The sequence below is a fragment of the Segeticoccus rhizosphaerae genome, assembly GCF_009192725.1.
GTDB lineage: Bacteria > Actinomycetota > Actinomycetes > Actinomycetales > Dermatophilaceae > Segeticoccus > Segeticoccus rhizosphaerae.
This window is the reverse complement of record NZ_VOHR01000193.1, coordinates 1-7,433: the sequence shown is the minus strand read 5'-3', so window position 1 is coordinate 7,433 and position 7,433 is coordinate 1. Positions and strand designations below refer to the sequence as shown.

Below are 7,433 nucleotides of genomic sequence, written 5' to 3'. Positions count from 1 at the left end.
TGGGTCGCGCAGCACCTGCCGGACGCGTTGTACGTGCCCTCGGGGTCGACCGCTGCCGCCGCGGCCGCGCTCTCCGGTGCGCCGCAGGAGCCGTCGGCCACCGGTGCGGAGGGTGCGGTCGTAGGCAGTGGTGAGCGGACGGCATACGACGCGGCGGTCTGTGCACCGGTGGCGGCCTCGAACCAGGGCCTGACCGTCCTCGCCGACGGCATCGAGGATCGGACGGGCGCGGTGACGCGGTTCGTGCTGGTCAGCCGGGCGGGGGTCGTGCCCGAGCCGACCGGCGCCGACAAGACGACGGTCGTGCTGTTCCAGCGCGAGGACCACCCGGGTGGGTTGCTGTCCTTCCTCGAGCAGTTCGCGACGCGCGGGATCAACCTCAGCCGGATCGAGTCGCGGCCGACCGGCGAGCGCCTCGGTGACTACTGCTTCTCGATCGACTGCGAGGGACACGTCGCCGACGAACGCGTCGGTGAGGCGCTGATGGGCCTGCGGCGGGTCTGCGCGCAGGTGCGCTTCCTCGGGTCCTACGGGCGCGCCGACCTGGCACCGGCGACGGTGGCGGCGGACACGACCGACGACGCCTTCATCGAGGCGAGGGACTGGCTCGGCATGCTCCGGCGGCCGCTTCCCTGACCCTCGGCTCGGCTCGAGCCGTGCTCGGCCCAGGCCGCTTTGCGCGGTTCAGGCCGGTCCGCGGCGTCCGACACGCCGTCCGAGACGAGCAGAGGGGCCCGCGAACGAGCCGGTATGCCGGGTGGCCGGCTCAGGAGGGGACGCGCACCGTCAGGGCCAGGGGGTCGGCCCAGGCGATGATCTCCCGCGCCTGCCCGACCGGGTCACCGTCGAGCTGGACCTCGACCATCCGGTCCGTCTGCACCCGGACGTCGACCGACCGGTGGTGCTCCACCCGTTCGTGCCCGGCCCGGCGCCGGGTGACCACCCGACCGGCCACGGCGACCCACCCGACCACGCCCTGGGGCGACAGCACCACCGAGTCGAGCTCGCCGTCGTCGACCTCGGCGTCCGGCATGAGCACGAGTCCCCCCGTGAGCTTGCCGCAGTTGCCGACCAGCACCGACTGGACGCGGCGACTGATCGGCTCCTCACCGCCGAAGCTGGCACGCGCCCTGAAGCTCGACCCGGGCAGGTTCTTCAGCCCGGACACCCCGTAGGCCAGCCAGCCCACCCTGGCCTTGAGCTTCTCCGGTGCGTCGCTGACCACGACGGCGTCGAAACCGATCCCGGCCATCACCATGAAGATGTGCTCCTCCGGAGCCTGGTGCTCCTCGGCGGGGACGATCTGGATCCGGCCCACGTCGATCCGCTTGTTGCGCCCGCCCAGTGCGACGAGTGCCGCCTCGCGCAGGTCATGGGGGAGGGAGAGGTTGCGGGCGAGCAGGTTGCCGGTGCCGGCGGGAAGGATGCCCATGGGGGTGTGCGAGTCGAGCAGCCCGATCGCCACGGCACGCACCGTGCCGTCTCCACCGAGGGCACACACCAGGTCCACGTCCTCCGCCAGTGCCGCCCTGGCCTGCCCGGTCCCGTGGTCGTCGACGGTGGTCTCGAGCCAGAGCGGTTCGCCCCAGCCTGCCTCGCGGCACGCGCGGCCGATGCGGTCGCGCGGCACCGAGGGATCGTTGAACTTCGTCGGGTTCACGATGATCGCGGCGCGCTTGGTGGGCGTCTCGCGGTCAGCGGAGCCGTCGCTGCCGTCGCGGAAGTGGTCGCGAGAGGGCCGGCGACGGCGCAGGCGTCGTCGCCCACCGGCAGCCTCGTCGGAGCCTGCCGACCGACCCTGCCAGGCGAGCACGACCCAGGCCACCACCAGCAGCAGCACCGCGACGACGCCGAGGGCCACCGGGCCCGCAGAGTCTTTGAGCACAAGCGCACGTTACCCGACCGTAGGGGGAGAGAATGACGCACATGACCGCTCCCGATGACCGTCCGGAGCCTCCGGCCACGGTGCCCGACCCGAAGGACTGGACCGTGGTGGTCCGGGAGTCCTGCGCCGAGTGCGGCTTCGACCCCGCGCGCCTCCAGCGCCGCGAGCTGCCCGGCCGGATCCGCGACACCATCCCGCGTTGGCAGGCGGTGCTGACCCGATCCGGCGGGGCCCTGCACGACCGGCCGGCCCCCACGACCTGGTCGCCGCTCGAGTACGCCTGCCACGTCCGCGACGTCACCCACGTCTTCACCGGGCGGCTCGACGTCATGCTGCGCGAGGACGACCCGTCGCTGCCGTCGTGGGACCAGGACGCCGCCGCCGTGGAGGGCCGCTACTGGCGAGAGGACGCCGGCCAGGTCGCGGAAGCGTATGCCGAGGGAGCGGCAGTGCTCGCCGGTGCCTTCGACTCCGTCCCCGACTCCGCGTGGGACCGCCCGGGTCGCCGCAGCGACGGCTCGGCCTTCACCGTCGAGACGCTCGGCGCCTACTGTCTGCACGACCTCGAGCACCACCTGGTCGACGTCGGCGCGACGCCCCGCTGACGCCCCTCACCTCCCCCTCCCATAGTTGCTGGGGTATGGCGTCGTCGGTGACGCCCTTTCCCAGCAACTACGCACCTCCCGGCAACTCCACCGCCGGACAACTGGGGTGAGGCGTGCGGGGGTGCGCCGATAGGCTCGGGCGCGTGATCGACATACGACTCGTGCGTGAGGACCCGGAGCGGGTGCGTGCGTCGCAGCGCGCCCGCGGTGAGGACGAGGGGATCGTCGACGCGATCCTCGCTGCCGACGAGGCGCGCCGGTCGTCCCTGACCGAGTTCGAGCGGTTGCGGGCCGAGCAGAAGTCGTTCGGCAAGCAGGTCGCCGCGGCCAAGGGTGAGGAGAAGGCGGCGCTCGTCGCGCAGGCCAAGGCCACCTCCGACAAGGTCAAGCAGCTGCAGGCCTCGGCCGACACCGCTTCGGAGGACCTCGACGCGCTCGTCCGCCGCCTGCCCAACGTCATCGAGGAGGGCATCCCGAGCGGTGGCGAGGACGATTACGCGGTGCTCGAGACGGTGGGTGCGCCACGCGATTTCGCGGCGGAGGGCTTCGAGCCGCGCGACCACCTCGAGCTCGGTGAGCTGCTCGGGGCGATCGACATGGAGCGCGGTGCCAAGGTCAGCGGCGCGCGGTTCTACTTCCTCACCGGTGTCGGGGCCCGGCTGGAGCTCGCGATCCTCAACCTCGCGATTGCGCAGGCGATCGAGCACGGCTTCACGCCCATGATCACACCGACCCTGGTCAAGAGCGACGTCATGCATGGCGCGGGGTTCCTCGACGCCCACGCCGACGAGGTCTACCGGCTCGACGACGACGACCTCTACCTCACCGGCACCTCCGAGGTGGCGCTCGCCGGCTACCACGCCGACGAGATCCTCGACCTCTCGGACGGTCCGAAGCGGTATGCCGGGTGGTCGGCTTGCTACCGCCGCGAGGCCGGGTCCTACGGCAAGGACACCCGCGGCATCATCCGGGTGCACCAGTTCCAGAAGGTCGAGATGTTCTCCTACTGCCGGCCCGAGGACGCGGCCGACGAGCACCAGCGGCTGCTGGGCTGGGAGCGCGAGATGCTCGCCAAGATCGAGGTGCCCTACCGGATCATCGACACGGCGGCGGGCGACCTCGGCGGTCCGCCGGCGCGCAAGTTCGACTGCGAGGCCTGGGTGCCGACGCAGGGCCGCTACCGCGAGCTGACCTCGACCTCGAACTGCACCACCTATCAGGCGCGCCGGCTCGGTATCCGCGAGCGTGACCCGAACTCGGAGAAGGGCACGACCCGCCACGTGGCGACCCTCAACGGCACGCTCGGCACGACCCGCTGGATCGTGGCGATCCTGGAGAACCACCAGCAGGCCGACGGTTCCGTGGTGGTGCCCGAGGCGTTGCGGCCCTACGTCGGTCTGGACGTCCTGCGCCCAGCCTGACCCGGGCCGGGCGTCCCGCGAGCAGCACACGTGGCGGCGAACCGCACAGGTAAACGTGTGCCGCTCGCCGCGAGGTGTGCGACTCGTCGGGGCGTGTTCTACCCGGCGTCGGAGTGGACCACACTCACCCCAGCGGAGCGTCATGCCGCATTGGTCCACGCCACGGCCCTCGTGTCCGGGGACGACCTGCACTTCTCCCACCGCAGCGCGGCCGCCGTGTGGAAGCTGCCCGTCCTCGGCGCCCAACCGTGGCGGGTTGACGTGATCAGCTCGGGGGCCAGCGGATCGACGCGACCTGAGCCGCACGGTGCCACTGGCTGGCGGGGTCACGAGAGGTGGCGAAGCTGCCAGTGCGGTCGCGTGGTCGGTCGAGGGCCCACCTGGTGAGTGAGCTGGCCGACGGACGAGCCGAGTCGCCCGGTGAGTCGCTCAGCCGCGTGCGGATGTTTGAGCTCCGGCTGCTGAGGCCGGAGCTGCAGGTCGAGGTCCGTGATGTGGACGGCCTCGCCGGACGGTGCGATTTCGGGTGGGAGGAGCAGCGATTGCTGGGCGAGTTCGACGGCAGGGTCAAGTATGGCCGGCTGTGTTGCGACTCCGCGGAAGAGGCTGCCGAGACCTTGTGGCGGGAGAAGCGACGCGAGGACCGTCTACGCCGCACCGGGGCGCTGGTGGCGAGGTGGGTGGGGGCCGACGTCTGGGACGGGAGGTGGCTGCTCGGCATACTGCGTCAGTTAGGGCTGGTGCCCACGCCGAGGCGAGGGTGGCTGTGAGCTCCGGTCACGCCCTCCGCCCACGAGCAACACACTTGGCGACGAACCGCACAGGTAGAGGTGTGCAGTTCGTTGGCAAGTGTGCTCATCTGGGCTGCGGCGCGACCGCATAGGGTGCATCCGTGACTGCGCGCAACGGCTCCGATCCGGTCCTGGTCGCCCTCGACGTCGACGGCACGACCATCCACCACGACGGCACCATGTCGCCGGCGGTGAAGGATGCGGTGCAGGCGGTCGCAAGCGAGGGCCACCACGTGGTCATCGCGACGGGCCGTTCGGTGCTCGCCACCCTGCCGATTCTCGAAGAACTCAAGCTGACAACCGGATTCGCCGTCTGCTCCAACGGCGCCATCACCATCGCCATCGACCCGTCCGCGCCCGGTGGCTACGAACAGCTCGAGACGGTCACGTTCGATCCGGCACCCGCCCTGAACCTGCTGCGGGACTCGTGGCCGGACGCCGTGGTCGCGGTGGAGGAGGTGGGCGTCGGGTTCAAGGTGAGCGCACCGTTTCCCGACGGGGAACTGATGGGTGCCCTGCGCGTCGTCCCCTGGGAGGAGCTCGTCTCCCACCCGGCGACGCGTGTCACGTTTCGCAGCCCGACCGGCACGTCCGAGGACTTCATGGACCTGGTCGAGCGGATCGGGCTGCACGGTGTCAACTATGCGGTGGGCTTCACCGCGTGGCTCGACATCAATCCCGAAGGCGTCTCCAAGGGGTCCGCGCTCGAGCAGGTCCGACGTCGGATCGGGGTCGAGCCGTCCCTCACGGTGGCCGTCGGCGACCAGCGCAACGACCTGGAGATGCTGCGCTGGGCGGCCCGAGGCGTGGCCATGGGTCAGGCGCCGGACGAGGTGAAGCAGGCGGCCGACGAGGTCACGTCGGACGTCGACGATGACGGGCTCGTGCCGGTGCTGCGCTCCCTTCTGTGGTGAATCTGTTGTGAACGCTCCACCGCCGCAGCGCCCCGCAGCAGTTTGACGCAGCAGCCTCAACCCAATAGCGTCGTGGGTCGCTCCACACCGGGTCAGGGCCCCGGGAGCACCCCTGGTCCCCGCCGGACCGGCGACCCGGGACGGACGGGCACGTCCCGTTCAGGGGCTAGGCACCCGGAGCGGCGCCCGCTACCCTGATTGTCGACAAAATGACAATCGAGGAGGATCGCGCCCCGGCGCGTGGGGTGGTCCCGAAGTCACTCACGTACCGCAACCCGCCCGCACCGCAACCCGTCCGACCGAACCATCCGGCCAACTCAGCAGCGACCGGGCACGAGTTCTCTCGCCCGTGGCCCGGTCTGCGTCTAGGAGGACCAGACCATGGGATCCACACCGACGAACGCGAATCCACCCGAATCAGAACCGGGAGAGAAGGTCGCGCCACCTGACGTCCTGCGCAAGGCGGTCGCGGCCTCCGCGCTCGGCAACGCGACCGAGTGGTTCGACTACGGCGTCTACGCCTACGTGGCCACCGAGATCGGCGACGCGTTCTTCCCCGGCGACTACTCCACACTCGGAGCACTGCTCGTCTTCGCCGTCTCCTTCGTCCTTCGTCCTCTGGGCGGCATCGTCTGGGGCCCGTTGGGCGACCGACTGGGACGGTCGACGATTCTCGCCACGACCATCCTGCTGATGTGCGTGGCCACCTTCCTGGTCGGCTGCCTGCCCACCTACGACAGCGTTGGCATCCTCGCGCCGATCCTGCTGATCATCCTGCGTGTGGTGCAAGGCTTCTCGACCGGTGGTGAATACGGCGGGGCCGCCACGTTCATGGCGGAGTACTCGCCTGACAAGAAGCGCGGTTTCTGGGGCAGCTTCCTCGAGTTCGGCACCCTCGGCGGCTTCACCGCTGCCGTTGTCGTGGTCTTCGTCGTCAACCAGATCGTCGGTGACCAGGCCATGCACGACTGGGGCTGGCGCATCCCCTTCCTGCTGTCCCTGCCGCTCGGTGGCATCGGCCTCTACCTGCGGCTGAAGATGGAGGACACCCCCGTCTTCCAGGAGCTCGAGTCGGAGGGCGAGTCCGAGAGCGGCGCCACGACGGCGCTCAAGGACCTGTTCGTCAACCACTGGCGGCCGATCCTGCAGCTGTTCGGGTTGGTGATCGCGTTGAACATCGCCAACTACACCCTCTTGGCCTACATGCCGACCTATCTGCAAGAGACCCTCGACATGTCGTCCTCCAGCACCGACCTGCTGGTCATCATCGGCCAGGTCTGCATGATGGCGGTGATCCCGGTCGCCGGATCCCTGTCCGACCGGATAGGACGCAAGCCGTGCTGGTGGATCTCGCTCGTCGGGCTGTTCATCCTGGCCGCGCCGATGTTCTGGTTGATGAGCAAGGGTTTCGTGTGGGCGGTCATCGGATTCACCGTGATGGGACTGGTCTACCTGCTCCAGCTCGGGACCATCTCGGCAACCTTCCCGGCGATGTTCCCGACGCAGGTGCGCTACTCCGGGATGGCGATCTCCTACAACGTCGCCACCGCTGCCTTCGGGGGCACCGCGCTCGCCGTCAACGAGCACTTCATCAAGGTCACCGGCAACAACCTGTTTCCGGCGTTCTACATGATGGGCGCGATGGTGATCGGCATGATCGCGCTCTACTTCGTGGTCGAGACCAAGGGCGCGTCGCTGCGCGGCACAGGCACGCCCGGTGTCATCTCCCGGCCCGCCGGCAGGCGTCCGGGCGGACCGTCCCGGCGCCCCCAGCCCGACCCCATGCTGTAGCCGAGCGGCCGGGAGATGACACCGGG

At 70.0% G+C, this 7,433-nt stretch carries 7 protein-coding genes; 6 read left to right on the top strand and 1 reads right to left on the bottom strand.

What is annotated here, in order from left to right; all coding sequences use genetic code 11:
* A partial coding sequence (locus FRW57_RS14435) for a prephenate dehydratase (protein ID WP_152186318.1) occupies positions 1–636 on the top strand: 636 nt, incomplete at its 5' end.
* A gap of 130 nt (positions 637–766) precedes the next feature.
* On the opposite strand, the gene FRW57_RS14430 is transcribed toward FRW57_RS14435, so the two are convergent.
* Positions 767–1,885, bottom strand: coding sequence for a diacylglycerol/lipid kinase family protein (locus FRW57_RS14430; protein ID WP_152186317.1), 1,119 nt, complete (start codon positions 1,883–1,885; stop codon positions 767–769).
* A 41-nt stretch (positions 1,886–1,926) separates the two neighbouring features.
* Between FRW57_RS14430 and FRW57_RS14425 the strand changes: the two genes are divergently transcribed.
* The 5 genes from FRW57_RS14425 (at position 1,927) to FRW57_RS14405 (ending at position 7,407) form a co-directional block, all read left to right on the top strand.
* Positions 1,927–2,490 carry a DinB family protein gene (locus FRW57_RS14425; RefSeq protein ID WP_152186316.1) on the top strand — a complete coding sequence of 188 codons (564 nt, stop codon included), beginning with the start codon at positions 1,927–1,929 and terminating at the stop codon, positions 2,488–2,490.
* A 143-nt stretch (positions 2,491–2,633) separates the two neighbouring features.
* Positions 2,634–3,911, top strand: coding sequence for a serine--tRNA ligase (gene serS, locus FRW57_RS14420; RefSeq protein ID WP_137122685.1), 1,278 nt, complete (start codon positions 2,634–2,636; stop codon positions 3,909–3,911).
* Positions 3,912–4,294: 383 nt separating this feature from the next.
* Positions 4,295–4,681 (top strand): hypothetical protein, encoded by a 387-nt coding sequence (locus FRW57_RS14415; protein ID WP_137122684.1) that lies wholly within the window; start codon positions 4,295–4,297, stop codon positions 4,679–4,681.
* A gap of 122 nt (positions 4,682–4,803) precedes the next feature.
* Positions 4,804–5,616 (top strand): HAD family hydrolase, encoded by an 813-nt coding sequence (locus FRW57_RS14410; RefSeq protein ID WP_274381617.1) that lies wholly within the window; start codon positions 4,804–4,806, stop codon positions 5,614–5,616.
* A 381-nt stretch (positions 5,617–5,997) separates the two neighbouring features.
* The gene (locus FRW57_RS14405; RefSeq protein ID WP_137122683.1) at positions 5,998–7,407 is read left to right on the top strand and encodes an MFS transporter; all 1,410 of its coding nucleotides are present in this window, start codon (positions 5,998–6,000) and stop codon (positions 7,405–7,407) included.
* The last annotated feature ends 26 nt before the right edge of the window (positions 7,408–7,433 follow it).

What these genes read in the sequence shown, in the direction of transcription:
- FRW57_RS14425 (WP_152186316.1), top strand. Translation starts at nt 1,927, where the DNA reads ATGACCGCTCCCGATGACCGTCCGGAGCCTCCGGCCACGGTGCCCGAC.
- FRW57_RS14405 (WP_137122683.1), top strand. Translation starts at nt 5,998, where the DNA reads ATGGGATCCACACCGACGAACGCGAATCCACCCGAATCAGAACCGGGA.